19 protein-coding genes are annotated in these 17,478 nt (G+C 59.5%); 16 read left to right on the top strand and 3 right to left on the bottom strand.

Annotated elements, in window-relative coordinates; translation table 11 throughout:
• The 16 genes from RNZ50_25740 to RNZ50_25665 form a co-directional block, all read left to right on the top strand.
• Window positions 1–399: hypothetical protein (locus tag RNZ50_25740; protein ID MDT8858365.1), on the top strand; the 399-nt coding region annotated here is incomplete at its 5' end.
• A gap of 29 nt (window positions 400–428) precedes the next feature.
• A complete protein-coding gene (locus tag RNZ50_25735) occupies window positions 429–2,975 on the top strand; it encodes a phage tail protein (GenBank protein ID MDT8858364.1) in 2,547 nt (848 codons plus the stop codon).
• Between the two features lie 71 nt (window positions 2,976–3,046).
• Window positions 3,047–3,634, top strand: a complete 588-nt coding sequence (locus tag RNZ50_25730; GenBank protein MDT8858363.1) for a tail fiber domain-containing protein — start codon at window positions 3,047–3,049, stop codon at window positions 3,632–3,634.
• On the top strand, window positions 3,631–3,942 hold the full coding sequence (locus tag RNZ50_25725; GenBank protein ID MDT8858362.1) for a phage holin family protein: 312 nt from the start codon (window positions 3,631–3,633) through the stop codon (window positions 3,940–3,942). Before RNZ50_25730 ends, RNZ50_25725 begins: the two co-directional genes overlap by 4 nt.
• 156 nt (window positions 3,943–4,098) lie before the next feature.
• Window positions 4,099–5,031, top strand: coding sequence for a TIGR02594 family protein (locus RNZ50_25720; protein ID MDT8858361.1), 933 nt, complete (start codon window positions 4,099–4,101; stop codon window positions 5,029–5,031).
• Window positions 5,028–5,276: a hypothetical protein gene (locus RNZ50_25715; GenBank protein ID MDT8858360.1), complete on the top strand. Its 249-nt coding sequence runs from the start codon at window positions 5,028–5,030 to the stop codon at window positions 5,274–5,276. Before RNZ50_25720 ends, RNZ50_25715 begins: the two co-directional genes overlap by 4 nt.
• A gap of 132 nt (window positions 5,277–5,408) precedes the next feature.
• Window positions 5,409–5,771, top strand: coding sequence for a hypothetical protein (locus RNZ50_25710; protein ID MDT8858359.1), 363 nt, complete (start codon window positions 5,409–5,411; stop codon window positions 5,769–5,771).
• 4 nt (window positions 5,772–5,775) lie between these two features.
• Window positions 5,776–6,003: a hypothetical protein gene (locus RNZ50_25705; GenBank protein ID MDT8858358.1), complete on the top strand. Its 228-nt coding sequence runs from the start codon at window positions 5,776–5,778 to the stop codon at window positions 6,001–6,003.
• On the top strand, window positions 6,003–7,247 hold the full coding sequence (locus tag RNZ50_25700) for a head decoration protein (protein MDT8858357.1): 1,245 nt from the start codon (window positions 6,003–6,005) through the stop codon (window positions 7,245–7,247). Before RNZ50_25705 ends, RNZ50_25700 begins: the two co-directional genes overlap by 1 nt.
• A 2-nt stretch (window positions 7,248–7,249) precedes the next feature.
• Window positions 7,250–7,843, top strand: a complete 594-nt coding sequence (locus RNZ50_25695; protein ID MDT8858356.1) for a tail fiber domain-containing protein — start codon at window positions 7,250–7,252, stop codon at window positions 7,841–7,843.
• Window positions 7,840–8,745, top strand: coding sequence for a hypothetical protein (locus tag RNZ50_25690; protein MDT8858355.1), 906 nt, complete (start codon window positions 7,840–7,842; stop codon window positions 8,743–8,745). The genes RNZ50_25695 and RNZ50_25690 overlap by 4 nt, the downstream gene beginning before the upstream one ends.
• Window positions 8,742–9,488 (top strand): hypothetical protein, encoded by a 747-nt coding sequence (locus tag RNZ50_25685; GenBank protein MDT8858354.1) that lies wholly within the window; start codon window positions 8,742–8,744, stop codon window positions 9,486–9,488. The genes RNZ50_25690 and RNZ50_25685 overlap by 4 nt, the downstream gene beginning before the upstream one ends.
• On the top strand, window positions 9,478–9,765 hold the full coding sequence (locus RNZ50_25680) for a hypothetical protein (GenBank protein MDT8858353.1): 288 nt from the start codon (window positions 9,478–9,480) through the stop codon (window positions 9,763–9,765). The genes RNZ50_25685 and RNZ50_25680 overlap by 11 nt, the downstream gene beginning before the upstream one ends.
• Before the next feature lie 2 nt (window positions 9,766–9,767).
• Window positions 9,768–10,397, top strand: coding sequence for a hypothetical protein (locus RNZ50_25675; protein MDT8858352.1), 630 nt, complete (start codon window positions 9,768–9,770; stop codon window positions 10,395–10,397).
• Entirely contained in the window at window positions 10,397–11,626 is a 1,230-nt protein-coding gene (locus tag RNZ50_25670) for a radical SAM protein (protein ID MDT8858351.1), read from the top strand. The genes RNZ50_25675 and RNZ50_25670 overlap by 1 nt, the downstream gene beginning before the upstream one ends.
• Window positions 11,627–11,952: 326 nt before the next feature.
• On the top strand, window positions 11,953–12,153 hold the full coding sequence (locus RNZ50_25665; GenBank protein MDT8858350.1) for a hypothetical protein: 201 nt from the start codon (window positions 11,953–11,955) through the stop codon (window positions 12,151–12,153).
• A 12-nt stretch (window positions 12,154–12,165) separates the two neighbouring features.
• Here RNZ50_25665 and RNZ50_25660 read toward each other — a convergent pair whose 3' ends face one another.
• From RNZ50_25660 to brxL, 3 genes are read right to left on the bottom strand one after another with little or no spacing between them, the layout of a single operon-like run.
• A complete protein-coding gene (locus RNZ50_25660) occupies window positions 12,166–14,265 on the bottom strand; it encodes a DUF262 and DUF1524 domain-containing protein (protein MDT8858349.1) in 2,100 nt (699 codons plus the stop codon).
• 46 nt (window positions 14,266–14,311) lie between these two features.
• Entirely contained in the window at window positions 14,312–15,367 is a 1,056-nt protein-coding gene (locus RNZ50_25655) for a DUF4236 domain-containing protein (GenBank protein MDT8858348.1), read from the bottom strand.
• A complete protein-coding gene (gene brxL / locus RNZ50_25650) occupies window positions 15,364–17,472 on the bottom strand; it encodes a BREX system Lon protease-like protein BrxL (protein MDT8858347.1) in 2,109 nt (702 codons plus the stop codon). The genes RNZ50_25655 and brxL overlap by 4 nt, the downstream gene beginning before the upstream one ends.
• Between the last annotated feature and the right edge of the window lie 6 nt (window positions 17,473–17,478).

The raw sequence follows: 17,478 nt of genomic DNA, 5'->3' as shown, positions 1-17,478 counted from the left end.
ATCGACAATTGGGAACGCCACCTCGCAGAGGCAATCGACATCGCACGTGTAAAACCCTTCGCTTGGGGCCTTCATGACTGTGGAACATTTGCTTTTGGGATCCGAAGCCAGCTCACGGACGGCGCGGATGTGGCCGCCCTCTGGCGCGGACGCTACAGCACTGCGCTTGGCGGCGCGCGCGTCATGCGCCGTCTTGGCTGGGCTTCACTTGAGGCAATGGGGCTCGCACTGCTCGGTGCGCCGTGCGAGACACCGCTGCTGGCCCAGCGGGGTGACATTGTGCTGGCCGACACAGGCCTTGGTTTTGGAATTTGCGTCGGCGCTACGGCGGTCGGCATGGCACCCGAAGGCCTCATGACTGTGCCGCTTACTTCCTGCCGACTTGCCTGGTCTATTTAAAACCACCAACCTGATATTGGACAACCCCCATGCCCTTCATCGTCTCAGCCGTCGTCGCCGTTGCGGGGGCGATCAGCGGGGTATTGGCCGCAGGCGGCATTGGCGCGGCCCTGATCCGGATTGGCGGCACGCTGCTGTTGTCTTATGCAGCACAGGCATTGATGCCAAAGCCGCAGACGACGCTGCAAAACCGCACGGTGACCATCCGCGAACCCGTGGTGCCGCGCGATTTGGTGTACGGCCGCACCCGCAAGGGCGGAGTTATCGTATTCCTGCATTCCTCGGGATCTGACAACGCAGTCCTTGATTTGGTGATCGTGCTTGCCACACACCGGGTTAAATCCATCGGGGCTGTTTATTTTGAAGGCGAGGTCGCGCTGAATGCTGCCGGTACTGCTCAAGGTCGCTGGGCGGGCAAAGTCAGCATCGAGAAGAAGCTGGGCGATGCCAACCAGACCGCGTTTGCGGGGCTGAAAGCAGCACTGCCCGACAAGTGGACCGAGAACCACCGCCTTAGGGGCTGCGCTGCCATCCATCTGCGGCTGACCTATGATCAGGATGCCTACCCGGGCGGCATTCCAAACATCACAGTGGATCTTGAGGGCAAGAATGACATCTGGGATCCGCGCATCCAAACGTCCGTTTATTCAGAAAACCCCGCTCTTTGCTTGGCCGATTATATGGCCAACACCACTTGGGGCGTTGGCGCGCGGATCGGGCAACCGGACGGCATTGATGAGATGGCCCTCATTGAGGCGGCCAATATCTGCGACGAGCCGGTGGCACTCGCAGGGGGTGGGACGGAGCTGCGCTATGCCTGCAACGGGGTCATCACGCTTTCTGAGGTTCCCAAAACCATCATCGAGGGGTTGCTGACATCCTTTGCCGGGCGTTGCGCTTTCTCGGGCGGGTCTTGGCGCATTCATGCAGGAGCGTGGCGCGCACCGTCCGTGGCGCTGACTGCAGATCATGTTCGCGAGGCTGGTCTGACCTTGGCCACGCGCGTGACGATGTCATCAAACTTCAACGGGGTGCGCGGACAGTTCGTAAGCCCAGAGAACGATTGGCAGCCCGATGACTTTCCGGCCTATGCCAGTGCGGCCTATTTGGCGGAGGACGGCGGCGAGCAGAAATGGCGCGATATCTCGCTGCCCTTCACCATCTCGGCCACGATGGCGCAGCGACTGGCCAAGATTGAGCTGGAACGCGCGCGGCGTCAAATGACGGTGCGACTGTCAGGCAAACTGTCGGCTTGGGCGGCCACAGTCGGCGATGTGGTGACCCTGTCTTACGATCGCTGGGGCTTTGCAGCCAAACCGTTTGAGGTGCAGGGCGTCAGCCTTGATCTTGCGGCTTCGGGTGATGCGGCACTGCTGCTGCCAGAACTGGTCCTGCGCGAAACCTCGCCGCTGGTGTACGACTGGTCGGCAAGCGAGGCACAGATATATGCGGCCGCCCCGCGCACGGCGTTGCCGAATGCTTATGATATTCCAGCGCCGGGGCCGCCCACGGTTACAGAGGATCTCTACATCACCCGCGATGGTGGCGGGCTCAAGGTTCTGGCGCGCGTTGCCTGGGAGGCCGCCCCTTCGGGCTTTGTTGCGGGCTATCAACTGCAGGCACGGCAGAGTGCAGGCGGTGATTGGCTGGATTATGGCCGCACCGATGGTACCAGCCTTGAGATCCGTGATGTTGCGCCCGGCGCATGGCAATTCCGGGTGAAAGCGATCTCGGTGCTGGGCGTGTCGTCGGTCTGGCAAACCGCGTCAGTCGAAATTCTGGGCCTGACAGCACCCCCAGCCGGGCTGGGCAGCGTCACGCTGCAAACTGCCGGTGGACTTGCCATCCTGAAATGGGCCAGGTCCGTTGATCCTGATGTGCGGGTTGGTGGCAATATCGTGATCCGCCATTCGAAAGAAGTCACTGCAACTTGGTCGGACAGTTATTCGATGGACCGGGTGGGCGGCGGCGAGGCTATTGCCGTAGTGCCACTGAAGCCCGGGACATACCTTATTCGGGCAGAAGACAGTGGCGGCAGAGCGGGCCCAGAAACCCGAGTGTCTACTAAAGGCGCGCAGGTCTTGGCCTTCTCGACCTTGGCCTATCTGCAAGCTGATCCGGGGTTCGTGGGGAGCAAGACGGGTTTGCAAGTAGCAGGCTCAAACCTGACATTGACGACCGCAACAACTGGCGGGGTCACGCAGGTCACTGCAATGGAGGGGCAATACGGTTTTGCTGCTGGGCTCGATCTTGGGGCTGTCAAACGCGTGCGCCTGCGTTCTGAGATCGGTGTTGCGGCCCTGGCGCTGAACGACCGGATCGATGCGCGCACAGCACTGATGGACAGCTGGGCCGACTTTGACGGCGCGGCTGGTGCTGAAATCGACGTGCTGTTCGAGATCCGCGAGACCGATGACGACCCAAACAGCAGCCCCACCTGGGGCCCTTGGGGTCGGCTCGACAACCATGAAATCGAAGCCCGCGCTGTTGAGGCCCGGGCCTATCTCTCCACCAAGGATGCGTCCTATACGCCCATCGTCTCCCAACTGCGGCTTTATGCCGATGAGGTCGCCTGAGAATGCCCCAGACATCGAGTTTTGCAATCACCAATGATGCCGGAGCCGCTGTTCGCGCCCGGATCAACGAGGTGATCGCCGCCTTACAATCCACCAGCGCCGGGGCGACGGCACCGACCGCAGCAATTGCTGGCATGCTCTGGGTCGACACCTCCGCCTCCCCGCCGGTACTGCGGCGGCGCAATGCGACGAACACAGGCTGGGACGCACTTTTGGATGCGGCGGGCAATCTGGCAGGGTTGGCAAATACGGCGCTGGCGCGGGGAAACCTCGGGCTTGGCACAATGGCGACAAAAGCCGCAGTGGATTATGACGCCACGATTGCAGGCAAGGCGACCCTCACGGGGGCGACCTTCACCGGAATTGTCACCGCCCCAAACTTCGTGTCCTCGTCAGATGCGCGCCTGAAATCTGACATTGAGGCCATCGCGGATGCGCTGACGCTGGTTTGTGCTCTGCGCGGCGTGCGCTTCACCATGGATGGAACCCGCCAGATCGGCGTGGTGGCGCAGGAGGTGGAAACGGTGCTGCCTGAGGTCGTGCGGGCAGATCAGGCAGGGCAACTGTCTGTCGCATATGGCAATATCACAGGCCTTCTCATCGAGGCCGTCAAGGAATTGACCGCGCGTGTTGCGGCATTAGAGGAGGCACGCCGATGAATGATGGTGGGTTTATCGACATGATTAATTCGGTATTCGGCGGGGCTGTCACCACCCTGATTGGTGCGCTGACCGGACGGCTGATGTGGCATTCGGGCGAGGTGAAACTTGGCCGGCGCCGCTTTTTTGGCAAGGAGCTCTTGTGGGAAATCCCCGTTGCCGTTGGCATGGCGCTGATTGGCGAGGCTGCGGCGAATTACATCGGCCTCGCGCAACCGGTCTCGACAGGCTTTGTGGCAACCCTCGCCTATCTTGGGCCCCGCGGGGCAGAGGCGCTGCTTGCGTCCTGGCTGGGCCGCAAGAAGTAAGGCGCGGCGCAGGCAGGGTCTCAGCCTTCAGCTGTGCTGCGTTCATCCCCGTTACGGTAATTCCAGTCACGGTAATCCGAGGCTGCCCCGACAACAATCACACCGCCAAGCGCCACCCAATCTCGGGCGGCGTTTCCTTTTGCATGGGACAAAGACATGACCGCTTTTGAAATCGCCCGAAGCTACATCGGCACCACCGAAGGCCCGGGCGCCGCGAACAACCCCAAGATCATCGAGATGTACGCTACCATCGGACAGGATTGGGTCGAACATGACGACGTGGCCTGGTGTGCGGCCTTTGTGGGGCATTGCCTTGAGAAAGCCGGGATCCGCTCCAGCCGCAAACTGACCGCGCGCTCCTATCTGGATTGGGGTGAGGCTGTGGATCTGGCCGCAGTGCGCCCGGGCGATATTGGCGTCATCCCGCGCGGCACCTCGGCCTGGCAGGGCCATGTCTTTTTTATCGACCGCGTTGAGGGCAAGTGGCTGTTTGCCTTGGGCGGCAATCAGGGCGATGCAGTCAGCGTGCAGCGCTATCCAGTCTCGAAGCTGATCGGCCTTCGCCGCGCGCCAGCTTCCGGATCACGTCGTCCGCCCCCGATCAAGGCAGTGCAATCGATGTTGCGCGATCTTGGCTATCATGAAGTGGGCGCGGTTGATGGTGTGATGGGCAGTCGCACAAGGGGCGCTGTTCTGGCCTTCCGCGCTGACCACGGCCTGCCGCTGGAGCCGGTGATTGACGCCGCTTTTGTCGCTGCCTTGGAGACCGCAAAGCCGCGAGCTGTCACTCTTGAGCGCGCCCTCGGGCAGCCAGCCGCCTCGCGCATTGTCAGCGCCGCCAATGCGCAGATTGCGCTCGGGGCTGCCGGGTCAGCGGGGATTGCCCTGACCGATCTGGCGCCTCTGATCACACAGGCCGAAGATGGGCGCGATCTCGCGACCCGGGTGTTGGACTTGGTCGGGCTTGGGGCGCATGCAGTCACGGTCCTCCCCCTACTGGGTGCCGTGCTCTTCCTCGCCATCATCGTCTTTGCGGTTAAATCCCGTGCCGCTCGGATCGAGGATCACCGGTTGGGGAAAACGCCATGATCCTAGGCACACTGCTCCGTTTGGGGACCCGGCTGCGCTTGGGTCTGGCGCTGGCGGCGATTGCAATTTCCGCCCTATGGATTGCCTTCGCCAAAGGTCGGGCGCAGGCGCGCGCACATCTTGCTGTCAAACAGGCAGAAGCCCGCATTCGCTCTCTCACCCTTGCAAAGGAAATCCGCCATGAGCTTGAGGTTTTGCCTGATGCTGAGCGCAAGCGCCGTCTTGCTCGCTGGATGCGGGATTGATCTGCGCGCGCCCACCGATTGCGATTGGGCAGCACCCGTCCTGCTCTCGCGCGAAGATCAGCTGACGGATGGCACCGCACTCCAAATCCTGACCCATAATGAAACCGGCGCGCGGCTTTGCGGGTGGCGGCCATGACGGGCCTTTCGACAGGCGGGGTCTCCACGCTGGAAGGTCCAGTCATTTTGATTGGCTATGAATACCGGCTGCAGCTGCAAGCAGATACCGCGCTCTTTCCGCAGGCATGCGTCTTGGTAGGCCAAATGCGGACACGTTTGGCAGCACTGGAGGTGATTGCCACCCTTTTGAGCGCAACCGGCAGCCTCGTCCGCATAGATGATTACACCCTCGAGATTGTGGTGGCAGCGGACGTGACGGCTGCCCTCATTCCCGGCAGCGTGGTTGTGGATTTTGTCCGCACTGATCTCACCCCGGAGCGCCCGCTTGGCTTCTCGCTGGAAATCCCGGTTCAGCAATCGGTGACACGGGGACTTTGATGTCATGACAGCCGCGCTCGATTTACGGCTCCAGACCGGACCCATTCGTATTCGCGTCTCGGCGCTGTCGCCGATCACCCTGCGCTTGGCCACAGCGCCGGTGTCTGTCCACCTGCTGGGTCTGCCCGGGCCAGACGGTTTGCGCGGACCTCAAGGCGCGCAAGGCAATCAGGGTGACCCTGGCGTGACCATTCTGCCCACCGACGCGCCCATCAACGGAGGATTTTTCTGATGGCCAACACAATCCAGCTCAAGCGCCGCGGCTCCGGCGTGGCAGGCGCGCCTGCAGCGCTTAAATCGGGCGAGCTTGCCCATAACGAGGTTGATGATACGCTTTATGTTGGCAAGGGGGACGATGGCACCGGCAATGCAACCACCATCGCGGCCCTTGCGGGTGCGGGGTCCTTTGTTGCCTTGACCGGTGCGCAGACGGTGGCAGGCTCCAAAACCTTCACCCTCGTTCCAAAATCTGCCCAAGACGCCAGTGCCGCGACGGATCTCGTGCGCAAATCGCAATTTGATGCGGGGCTTGCCGCCAAGGCCGATGCTGTGCACGGCCATATCATCGGCGATGTGACGGGCTTGCAGGGTGCGCTAGACGGCAAACTCGGCGCATCGGCCAATGCCGTCTCGGCAAGCAAACTCGCGACGGCGCGGACAATTGCACTGGCTGGCGATCTCTCGGGCGCGATCAGCTTTGATGGCGCGGCCAATGTGACCCTGACGGCGGCCGTGATCGATGACAGCCACAACCACATCATTGCCAATGTGGACGGGCTACAAGGAGCGCTGGACGCCAAAGCGCCCTTGGCATCACCTGCCCTGACGGGCGTGCCCATCGCACCCACCGCCACAACAGGAACCAGCACACCCCAGCTCGCAACCACTGCCTTTGTGCAGCAGGCCATCGTCGCCTTTGGTCCCGGCGATATGCTGGCCACAACCTATGACACCAACAGCAATGGCAAGGTCGATGCGGCCGAACTGGCCGACGCCGTACCTTGGGCGGGCGTTACCGGCAAACCCACCAATTTTACGCCCGCCGCCCACAGCCACCCGGTCTCGCAGGTGACCGGGCTTCAGGCAGCGCTTGATACCAAAGCCCCGCTTACCTCGCCGGGCCTGACCGGCACACCCACCGCGCCAACCGCTGCCTCTGGTACCAACACCGCGCAGCTGGCGACGACAGGGTTTGTCGCCGCTGCCATTGGGGCGCTGATTGATGCGGCCCCGGGTGCTTTGGACACGCTGAACGAGTTGGCAGCGTCTTTGGGCGATGATCCGAATTTTGCGGCCACCGTGACCAATGCTTTGGCAGGCAAGCTCGCTGCGGCATCAAACCTCGCAGACCTGCCCAACAAGACGACGTCCCGCGCAAACCTCGGGCTTGGGAGTATGGCCACGCAAGCCGCAAACGCTATCGCCATCACCGGCGGTACGATCAACGGCATCGCGCTCGACGGGGGCACGTTCTGATCATGGCCAACACTCTTTTGGTCAAGCGCACCACCGTGGCAGGGCGCGTGCCAACGACAGCGCAGCTGGTTGCAGGTGAGTTGGCGGTCAACGTGACCGATGGAAAGCTCTATCTCAAGAAAAGCACAAGCGGGGTGGAGAGCATCGTCGATGTGACAACCGCAGCGCTGAGCGACGCCGAGCTCTTTGCCAAGGTGCTGGCCCAAGATGGACCCGGATCGGGCCTAAACGCTGATCTTCTGGACGGGATCCAAGCCAGCGCTTTTGCGCAACTGACGGGCGCAAGCTTCACAGGCGCCGTGATTGCACCCGATTTTGTCACCACCTCCGATCTGCGGCTCAAATCTGAAATAACCCCGATCCCGGATGCACTTGGCAAATTGCACAGGCTCACCGGCGTGACCTTCCAAATGCGGGGCTCGGACAGACGCCAGATGGGGTTGATCGCGCAGGATGTGCAGCGGGTTGCCCCGGAAGCCGTGGTCGAGGCCGAGGGCGTGCTGCGCCTAGCGTATGGAAATCTCATCGGCCTGCTGGTCGAGGCCATCAAGGACCTCGCGGTAGAGGTCGAGCAGCTGAAAAGGAATGCACCGTGATCGAAATAGGATTATTTGCCATCACCAATTGCGGTGGGCCACTGCATTACGCGGTCGACATCAAACCAGATTACGCCGGCATTTCCGTTTTTGAACGCGTGCCCGCAGGATCCGGCACTGGCATGGCCGGTGTGATGGCTTGGGCGGATTTAAAGGCAATACTTGAGGTACCACCTGCATTTGGCAACAAGGCGGGCTTTGTGGATCTTGCGCACAATGAAACCCTGATCCCTGATCTGCCGGGCACGGACGCCGGGGCGATCTACAAGGGACGGTCCTATATCTTTGCTGATGGCATGAACGGCGTTGATGAGATCGTTGATTATTCCTTGCTGGATATCGCGGTCGGTCAGGGCGGAAGACCCCTGTCTTGGCGCAACCGCTTTGCGCAATCGGCCCGCGAAAAGATCGATTTGTCGTTCCGGCATCGGGCCCGTGAGGGCATTGCCAATGCGCTGGTGGTCTTTTTGCCGTTTGAGGTGCCCTTTGATCAGGCCCGCATTGAGGTGCTGTGTCAGACTGACCCGATCTTGTTGAACGGCACGGTGATTGCCGGGCGGATTGATGATGCAACCATTCCAAAGGATGGCGTCTGGTTCAAGCAATTCTACTTCCACGCAGTCACAACTGAGGTGGTCACGGTCGCACCAGATGGTCAGGTTGATGTACCGTTCCAGTTGGTCTGGACCTCAGACGGCAGCACCGTCATGCGGGCCGTGACCTTCAAACTGGAGGCCGATGCCGGTTATTTGCCGCGCCGCCGCGTTACCACGGATGCACATGGGCATGGCGTGATCAGCGTCGAGGCCCGAGGCCTTGCGGTTGGCGATGTGATCTCGGTCAAGATCAACACTGAGCATTACACGGCCATTGGCAAGCTGCGCGTTGAGGTGGTGGCATGAGCCTCAAAATAGCGACCAGCACTGAGTTGCAGATGATCTATCCGGCGTTTGTCATGCACAAGCATTGGGATATGCCGCCGGGCTATAACGACCAGCTTTATGCGCTGGCGGCTGAGGACGCTGCGGCAAATCGGATACAAGACGCGGGCGACGGCCGTAACATTGGCGATCAGACCAATCATCTGGGCCATCTGCGTCACAACTTTCTGATGGATCAGCGCGATCCGGCCATCGTCGTGCTGGCGCAAATGGTGGCAGCGGCAGTGCGGGAATATCTGCAGCTGGCCTATGGCTATGATCATGCGGGCGACATTCAGATGATGTCAGACACTTTCTGGCAGCGCCGCAGCTTGCGGGAGAACGTGGGCATCAACGCCCATACCCATATCCAGACCGATATCGTCTGCACCTATTATCCGCGCGTGGTGCTGGACGTGGATTGCCCGGAAACCTCCCTGCATCGTGGTGCCGTACGGTTTTACGATCCTGCCAATGTTGGCAAGCGGCTTTGGCCCTGCAAAAACCCCGATGCCTATATTGGCGGCTGGTACGCCGTGGAGCCGAAAACCGGCTCGATGCTGATTTTTGAGGGCCATGTGCCCCACGACAGCACCTATTTTGAGGGTGAAGAGCGGATGTGCATTCCGGTCCTGTGTTCGCTCACCCTTCCCAATTCTCACTGCAAAGCCGGGCTCGCAGAGATCCTGGCACATCAAGAGACAGGAGGCGCACATGGCCTATAAGGTTGGAACGACCATCGTGATTGATGACAGCGGTACAGTGGATTGGTCGCGCATCGCCAATAAGCCCGCGATCGGATCTGGGACCATCACAGCGGTGACCATTACAAATGGTACACCTTCGGCTGGTGCGTCTGTGTCGGGCAGCGCAAGCGGTTATGCTGGCGCTTATGTGGGCAACTGCTACGTCGAAAGCCTCTCCGGCGGAGGGACGTCAGGTGCTGTGTCAGTCACGGCAAACCGCAAGACGTTCAACTGCAACTGCAATTGCAGGTGTTAAGAATGGAAGTTCGCAACACATCGCTCGATCTATGGCCAACGCGCATCGCCTTTTTTGAGGCTCCCGTCGACTGGGCCGTGAATCGGCAATTGGCCGCTGAGGCGATTGCCGTCGCAGGGCTGGAGGACGGGGCCAACCCTTCCGCCGCCAAGCGCCGAGTCCGTGGTATTCTGGAGCGTAGCGAAGCGGGCCAAGCCCTGAAGGCGCATATCTTCACCTGTGCCAGAACCATGCTTGGTCCTTGGGCACAATATCTTGATCCCGATCATTGCGAAAACCGCGCCCTCGTGATGCAGCCTGGCGCGTTTATCTCTACCCACAAAGACAGCCGCGAGGGCGATCTGACCTGCGTGCACTTTCTGACCGGTGGCGGTGCGGGGCAACCGATCAACAGCGCAGGTTCCCCGCGCTTTGTGATCGAGGATCCCTCGCGCTACTTCGACGAGGGTCGGCTGCCGTTTGAGGACCGCCACGGCTATTCGGTTAATCCAAGGCCGGGGCTCTCGGTCTTCTTTCCCTCTCACATCCCCCACAACCAGCATCCCCACCTGGGGAGTAAACCGCATGTGCAGGTCGTCGCAAACTTCCGCGTCACCTTGCCCAGCGATCTTGAAGAAAGGTTATTTGACTGATGTGGTTTGATCTGACCCTTGAGGCGCGTGACGGCAGCCGTCACACCATGCGCTACAACCCCCACACTTCTGAGGCCGAAGGGCTGCCGTTGCCGGTCGATCCCGGCATCTTCGCGCCCGCGCCGCGGGTGGCGAAAGACAAGCCCCTTGGCAAGTCCCGCGCACCCCGTATTCTGAAAATCCAGCTGGGTCTGTCGTGCAACTACGCTTGCAGCTATTGCAACCAAGCGTTCCAGATTGCGGATGCCACTGTCTCGAAACTGGTGGATGTTGAACACTTTCTGGTCCAGCTCGACGGCTGGATCACTGATGCCCCGGAAAGCATTGAGCTTTGGGGTGGCGAGCCGTTTCTCTACTGGGCCAAGATTAGGCGGCTGATCCCCGCGCTGGCGGAGCGGTTCCCGGCGGCACGCTTCTCCATCATCACCAACGGATCGCTCCTCTCACGTGAAAAGCTGGACTTCATCGCGGCGCACGACATTGCCATCACGATCTCGCATGACGGGCCCGGCCAGCATCTGCGCGGGCCTGATCCGCTTGCGGATCCGCAGACGCGCGGCTGGATTGAGGCTTTGCTGGCCGAACGCCCGGATAAGACGTCCTTCAATACGGTGCTGACACGCACACATCATGATCTTGCGGCGCTGAAGGCTTGGTTCGCAGGTAAGGTTGGCTCGGATGTCTTTGTGGGTCTGGAAGGTGTGGTAAACGTTTATGATGCGGCGACGGCCATTGGTACGGGGCGTTTCGAGCCTGCGCAGTTGAACAGCCTCACAAGGTCAATCTTTGAGGCGCTGGTTGAGGATCCAAACGCCTTTGGCCTTGGCGCGCGCCTTGACGAGTTCTACGCCTCCATCCAGCGCCGCCGTCCAATCGAAGCCCTTGGCCAGAAATGCGGCATGGACCGCGAAGACACCATCGCCGTCGATCTGCGCGGTAATGTCATGACCTGCCAGAACACCGGCGCTAAGGGGGCGCATAAAATTGGCCATGTAGAAGCGTTTGATGAAATTGCGCTGAATACTGCCACCCATTTTGCCTTCCGCCCCGAATGCATGGCCTGCCCGGTTGTCCAGCTCTGCAAAGGGTCCTGCATGTTCCTTGAGGGCGACTTCTTTGCACAATCCTGCGCCAATGAATTCGCGTTTAACATGGGGATCATGATGGCCGCGATTTGGCATCTGACGGGAATGGTGGTGGTTGGGGTGCTGGCTTCACCGCCGAGTTAATAAAATCTGGAAATAGATACCCGCCGCCCTCGCAGCCGCGACGATCTTATTGAGCGCCTGCGCAATGGTGAGTTCTGAGACCCCGCCTAGCGCCTGCGCGCCTGTTGTGGCCTATAGCCGTCCGCAGCAGGCGCGCTTGGCCGACGAGGTGGCCAAGTTGCCGGAAGGCGCACTGATCATAGGCTGGCTCGCAGATTACGCTACGCCGTGCTGCGCGAACAGGCGCGGGCATGTCATCGCGCCCTTTTGAACTCGTTGAAATACGACTGGACTATGCCCGCAGATCACGCCTGTTGTCGCTTCAACTACCGCGAGGAAACCAAACCATGTCCCCAAAATACCCCCACATCGTTGTCGAACTAACCGGCCGTGACGGCAACGCCTTTGCCGTTCTCGGCCGTTGCCGCCAGGCCGCACAGCAGGCCGAGCTGCCCGATGACTCAATCGCCACCTTTATGGCCGAGGCCATGGCTGGCGACTATGAACAACTGCTGCAAACCGCAATGCTCTGGTTTAATTGCGTCTGACCAGAACCAAGCTTATTCCTCAGAACTCACCATCTGCTGCTCCAGCGACTGGCGGATCAGACCAATCACATAGGGCAGTTCGTCCAAGTCCTTGATGGCAACCTCGACATCGCCATTGCCATAGTGGCCAATGCTGGTCATGTCCCGAGTGATCCCCTTTGGATCGCGAAGATCGTGAAACTTCATGTTCAGCGACAATCGTAGCCGCCGCGCTTGCGCCACGACGTCGACCACATTCGTTTCCGCCTTGAAGGCGATATAGGATTTGACGATCTCCTCGGTCATGCAGGGATCAAGCGCTAAGATTTCCCGACGCAGCGCCTGAAACAGTGGCTGCATCAATCCGCCCTCATCAACAGTCGGGTGGTCCGCAAGTGTGTATTCCGTTGTGCGGTCCGCTTGGGGCAGATAGCCTTCAAGGACCGAAGGCGACAGCTGTGGCGCATCCCAGACCTTGACCGCGATGCCGGTCAGTCGCTCAGCCCGCTTCGCGATTGCATCTTCATTCCAAGTATCAATCGCAGCCAAGCCCTCGTTTAGGCGCAAGGGACTTTCTCGGAATCCGCCATGCATGTCCCGCTTTTCGGGAAACGGTCGATCACTATATTCGGCGTTATAGCCTGTGAGCGTAAGGTTCCCGACCGTATGCAGCAAGGTTTCCTGCACCCTTTTCCAGTCCGGCCCGAGCGCATTGCGCCAAGCAGACGATAGGTTCTCGTTCTGCGGCATGATATGCTCGATCGTGTACTCATCGACAGCAACGCGCTCTTTGCGATCAAAGTTTTCGAGACGGCGCAACCAGTAGGACCGGCTACGGAAATTGTAGAGATCGCGAAGGGCCATGCCGCGGCGGAACTCTTCGTCATCGGGAAAGCGTCGATACGAGGGCATGGTCATGAAGTGCGCTTCGATGCTCTCCAGATAGCGGTCCTTCCGCAATACTCGGCCAAAGGTTGCGAAGGTCTTGTTCAATGAGTTCGTGGGAATGGCGCAGATGGCGCGTCGAAAAACGTAGGCTTCGATCAGGCGAACGGCACGCAGAAAATCAGGCTTTGGCAATAGGCCTGCTACAAAGTCGTGATACAGTTCGAGCAGGAACGGAAAGGCAACTTCGACCTTCAGCTCTCGCAGATCCCGGAATGCAACGGCGAGGTCTGGGTCAGGTTCTTTCCCCAGCGCCATACGACTGTAATGCCGGGCAAAGGCATGAATATCCTCGACAAGTGCATCCACTCCTGCCGTCGCCACTATGGGTTCACGAGCATAGTCCTTGAACGCGGTATAGACGTCGCGCAGGTTCGGAATCTCGCCAGTCCGCAAGGTCAGGTAATGCCGCATGAAGGCGTCAAAGTGCGCGCCATAACCGTCTTGGGGAAAGCTGACCTCCATTGGGTGCCAGTGGTCCCCATATATCTGGCTTTGATGGTCCGGCTCCAACCCCATCAGAACGAAATTGCGGATCAGGTCCGCCTGGCTCAGTTCACGGCCTGTAGAGTTCATGCTCTCGAAAATAAGCTGCGGGTTGTCCTGATCGCGGGTCAGTGAAATGTCCACGACCATCAGCTTGGCCAGCCCCTCGCAGAGCGCTTTCAGATCTCCATTCATTCCCGCGATCCGGGTTTCAAAGAAAGCAAAGTTCTGCATCACCCGCATGGACCCATCATCGGGCATAGGTTTTTGCTGCATGATGGCCAGCAGGGTCGCGCGGTCACCTTGGGTCAGAAGGAGCTTGTAGCGCCGGTCCCCCTTCTCAAGCGGGTTGAGCAGGAAGTAACTGCGTACCTTTTCGCTCGAGAACCCGTCTACCGGCTCTTCATCGCCCAGCGCCCGCGCCAGCGCCTCGAGAATGAGCATGACCGAGGTCAGTCGTTGTTGCCCATCGATGACCAGAAGCGGTGATTGGTTGATAATCTGATAAAGCCCAGCCTGCACATAGACGATCGACCCCACGAAATGAGCGAGGACATCAGACCGTTGTCCCGCGCGCATGATGTCGTCCCAGAGCTGCTGACATTCGCGTTCGGTCCAGCTGTAGGTTCGCTGATAGATTGGAATGACAAACTGGGGCGAGCGCTTCAGGAACTCGAGCATATTTGCTTCGCTGGCTTTCATCTTTCCAAGTCTCCCAAAATCGTTGTGGCCACAGGTTTGCGGTGCCTTATATCCGATCTCCACTAAATGTCGCAGTAGTTGCTGCAAAACCCAGCCGCTCTGCCACATCCTCATAGTTCGGGTCAGCGGCATATAGACGTTCGAACTCGCGCCTTGCCTGTGCCTTGCGGCCTACTTGGTCATAGAGAACCGCGCGATCATAGCGGATCTGCCGCATTAATACCTCGGGGCGGTCCTTATGGCGGCGATTTGCCAAGGTCAGCACATCGATCGCTGCATCGGGCAGGCCCAACTTGGCCAGCGCCTTGCCGCGATAAAGCAGGATCGCTGTGTCGACCGGGGTCTCGTTTTCGACATTCACCGTGGCGCGCACCACCCTCTCCATCAATGCGCGGTCATCAGGTGTGTCGAGTGCCAGTTCAGCAAAAGACACCAACACCACGGGGTCTGTCGGGTCCAGTTCCATAAGCCGTTCCAGATGCGCCATGGCATCACGCGACCGGTCCGCCAGTTGCGCAATCTCCACAAGTGCCAATCGCGTGCCGCGCTCGCGCGGGAATACATGCGCGAAGATATCCTTCGTGATTGGCAAGCTGGCCTGCGCGGCGATCTCGTATTTGGCGAATAACGTGCCCAGATCATTGACCATGCCCAGTGCATGCTGGAAATGCGCCTCTGCTCGGTCGAACTCCTCGCGGCGGAGCCGGATCATTCCAGCCATCCAGGCAGCATCGGGCAGGTCGCCTGCTTCTTCCAGAGCGGTCAGTGCCGCGTCCTGATCACCATCATTGAGCGCGCGGATGCCATCAATGAATCTCCGCTCCACTACTGGCGTCATCAGACGTTGAAAGAAGCCAAGCTTCAACCGGTCGCGCTGCGGCACAGCTGGCGCAGGTGCGGCCTCGCCTCGCTCAGCACGCTTACTGTCATGGACGGTGTAGAAAAGCCCGGTCCCGGTCAATCCTGCCGTCATGCGGTTTCCGTTTGGGCTGATAGTGTATTTCGCGCCGCGCGGGCCCAGCGACAGCGATGCCATTGATTTCGACAGGTTCAGCGTGACCCCGGGGGCCAGACGGATGCGGCGCCAGAAGCGGAAACTCATGCCCCTTCCCTATCAGGAGCTAAACGCACGTAGGTGACATAAAAGCCCTTGAGCATCCGGTGCTCCTGAATCCGGTCCCCAAGGGAAAAACCCTCCGTTTTGATAGGCGGCTGGAAAATATCGAGCCCCCGATCCAACACCATCTTCCAGCCAGTGTCGGTGACAATATCGCGGGCATGGGCGGTACCAGACGTATCGAAAGCCCAGCTGAACTCGACACCAGTGCCTGTACAGGCCGTGGTGATTGACTCGAGCAATTCGCGCTGACGGGAGATGTTGCCCTCATCGGGCCCTGTCACAAGGTGAACCTTGATCTGATCCTCCGGAGGCTTCCTGCGGATCACCATCTCGACGAATTCCATCATGTTCCTGTGCTGGTAAAACAGGCGAATGTACGGATCGGTCACGATGATGCGACTGGCCCCATCGATATAAGGCCCAAAAAGCTTGTCGTAGCTCACGCCCTTTCGGTTTTCCGCAAAGACATGGTGGCCCTCAGCTAGTTTTGGGGCGGGCAGAGATTTGGGTGAAATCGGAGCAACCGCTGCAGTGTCACGCGCATCGTCTTCAGATGGCTGATGAGCGCTGGGCGTGGCCCCGGTGGCGTTTCCCTGGTCCTTTGGGTCAAGAGCTGGTTTGAGGTGATAGAACTGTGGATATTCCTCCTCTTCGACCGTACTGACCCGCCGCTTTGCACCGTCAGTGCCAACGTAATGAAAATCGACGTCCGGGTATGTACTGTCGATCCGGGCGAGTTGATCCTTCACCCGCTTGCGGCTTTCCATGGCAAGACGCAGCAGTTCCTCGACCTCGTCCTCGGTCTGGCTGCCATCAGGGAAGATCAGCTTCAGCATGCCCGACATCGTCTTGTAAATCGCATCCCTGTCTCGCGTCGAAATCTTTTCGCTGACCTGAAAGAACTGGTCTGGCCGGTTCGAAAAATCTTCTGACCGCAGATGACGCAGGATCTCGGCCAGGTAGTCGACAATGAAGCCATAGCCCTTGGTGAACATCTCACCACGGATGACGTCGATCTCCCAGCCGGGCAGATAAGCGTGCAGACGATCGATGAACGCAGAATCGTGAAACTGGCTTGGCAGCGCCTCGAAGAGATCGCTGTTCTTCAGCATGAAGGGCACATTGTGGTCGGTATTGCCCACGAAAGAGAAGCTGGCCTCCGCTCCCATTGGGTTGACGCCCCGCGAGAAAGACTTGTTGGCCATGTAGTTTTTCATGATGTCGACCAGCGCCTTGTTCGCGGTCTTCTCGCGTCCGGCAAATTCGTCGAAAGCCACGACGTCCCAATAGCCGACCAGGCCGATACGCCCGTTCGAGTTATTCACGAAGAGCTTCGGGATGCTGACCTCCCCACCTGAAATCAGCTGCCCATGGGGCGAGAACTCCGAATAGATGTGGGACTTGCCCGTCCCTTTTGGCCCCAGCTCAATCAGGTTGTAGTTTCGCTCGACGAAAGGGATCAGCCGCAGCAGTTGCAGCAGCTTGCTGCGCCGACCGAACGCTTCCGGCCTGAAGCCAATGCTTTGCATCAGAAGGTCAATCCACTCATCCGTGGTGAAGGCGCTCCTGACCTCGCGGTAATGGTCATAGTCAACCTTGGCGATCTGGATCGGCTTGATCGACTCGAGGATCCAAGGTGAGATCCGGGCATCTTCCGAAAATTCGTATTGCACTTCGGCAATGCACCAAACCCCGGTCACGAGCAGCTTGGGGTGCGCCTTCACCGTGCCACTGTCGACAGCGACCTTCTTGATGCCAAGGTTGTCGAACACGGCCTCATAGCTGTCGGTCTTCTCATTCAGCGAGACACTGACCTGGTCGATAACCTTGTAGCGGCCCTTTTCCTTGATGGTCGACTGGATCAGCCCGGCTTCGCTGCGGTGGACATAATGCTTGCGCAGAATTTCCTTCACCGTCTCGATGCCGGTCTGGATCGACGCCTCATCATCGGTGGCACAGTACTGGCCCAGCAGATATTCCAGCACATATGTCGGCACGATCGCGTTGCCCTTGACCGCTTTCACAAGGTCTTTACGGACCACGAAGCCCGCAAAATGTTCGTTGATCTTGGCGTCGAGGTCACTCATCCGCAG

The organism is Paracoccaceae bacterium Fryx2, from assembly GCA_032334235.1.
Taxonomy (GTDB): Bacteria; Pseudomonadota; Alphaproteobacteria; order Rhodobacterales; family Rhodobacteraceae; genus JAVSGI01.
Note: the sequence above shows the minus strand (reverse complement) of the source record. Positions and strands in the feature narration are given on the sequence as shown.